The organism is Pseudoalteromonas sp. SR45-5 (genome assembly GCF_014163565.1).
Classification (GTDB): domain Bacteria; phylum Pseudomonadota; class Gammaproteobacteria; order Enterobacterales; family Alteromonadaceae; genus Pseudoalteromonas; species Pseudoalteromonas distincta.
Genome location: NZ_JACJDN010000798.1, coordinates 1 through 1,529 on the forward strand (window position 1 = coordinate 1; position 1,529 = coordinate 1,529).

Annotated in this window: 1 protein-coding gene and 1 pseudogene; one reads left to right on the forward strand and one right to left on the reverse strand. The window is 37.4% G+C overall.

What is annotated here, in order from left to right:
* Positions 1 to 555 (reverse strand): annotated as a pseudogene (locus tag H5072_RS19140) (energy transducer TonB); the annotation flags it as partial.
* Positions 556 to 804: 249 nt separating this feature from the next.
* Between H5072_RS19140 and ribA the strand changes: the two are divergent.
* Entirely contained in the window at positions 805 to 1,428 is a 624-nt protein-coding gene (gene ribA / locus H5072_RS19145; protein WP_002961931.1) for a GTP cyclohydrolase II, read from the forward strand.
* Positions 1,429 to 1,529 lie beyond the last annotated feature (101 nt).

Sequence of the window (1,529 nt, forward strand, 5' to 3'; positions counted from 1 at the left end):
TAGGTAGTTTTTAGCCTCACGATATTTTTTAGAACTAAACTTTTTAGCCAGTAGCGTTGCAGCTTCAAGTTTCATGTCGGCTACAAACTTAGGGTTATTTTGTGTTTTAGCTATACCTATTACTTCTTCTAAAAAGTTAGCTGCTTTGTAAGCTGATGTTGTGTAGTTAGCTTTTCCGAGCAGTGCATCAACTGTTTCTATTGATTGTTTGCCGTGATTAGCCGCTAAAATAGTATGTGCTTCATCATAAAGTGCAAAACGTTGTTCGTATAGCTCATCGCCGTAGCCTTTAATAGCTTTAGCGTAGTTAATAGCTAAGTTAGCAGTATTGTCGTCGCTTTTACCGTAAACGGCTTTACCTGATGTGTAAGCAAGTTTGGCAGCTTGTTGTACGTTTTCGTCTGCTTTAACTGCTGCTAAATAGCCTTGGTATGCTTGGTTAAATACCGTTTGAGGATCGCTTGCTTGGCTGGCGAATGCTGTAGTGCTTAAAGTTGTTGCGCTTAAAGCAGACAAACTTAAACCTATAAATAAAGCGAGTTGCTGACGTTTCATAATAATCCCTATCGTTGTTTAAAATACAAAATACCAAACGTGCCTGCAGGTGTCACTGATTAAGGTAAATCAACGTAAATAATATTGGCGGTTATTTGTATTAATTTATTGCTTAACAATCATTGAAAATAACGCCTGTCGTCGCCATATATTTGCCATAAACAGTCTTGTACTACGGTGTATTTATCCTATTTTGTGATACTATCACTTTATTGTCGTGTCGTAGTTATTTAAATATTTGGATTTGTCGTGGCGCAAGTAAGAGCAAGAGTCCAGCTTAAAGTTGGCAGAAATAGTGATATCCCTGCAGAAATAATCTCATTTACTGATTTAAAAGATGGTAAAGAACATATTGCTATGGTGTTTAACAACGCCGATACAGAGCAAGATGTACCGCTAATTCGTATGCATTCAGAATGCCTAACGGGCGATGTATTTTACTCATCGCGTTGTGATTGCGGCGAGCAGCTAAATGAATGTATTGAAATGATGCACGAGCAAGGCGGTATTTTATTGTATTTACGCCAAGAAGGCCGTGGCATTGGTTTATACAACAAAATTGACGCTTACGTATTGCAATCGCAAGGTATGAACACCTACGAAGCTAATAATCATTTAGGCTTTGCTGATGATTTGCGTGACTTTTCGGATGCGGTATTAATGCTCAATGCGCTTAATTTAAGTCACGTTAAATTAATGACTAATAATCCTAAAAAGCTTAATGCATTAAAAGATGCCGGTATTAATGTTGACTCGGTTGTGGGCACACATGCGCACATAAAAGCGGGTGTTGCGGGTAATAAATCGTACCTAGAAACAAAAATTAAGCATGGCGCGCATATGTTAGATATTAAGAAAATTAAAAAACCTTAATCATTTAATTACGTTTCGTCTATTAATCCCCCCTTACGCCAAGTTATACTTGGCGTGTTTCGTTTTAAATTAAGAGCAAGTATGTCTACACAATTACGAAT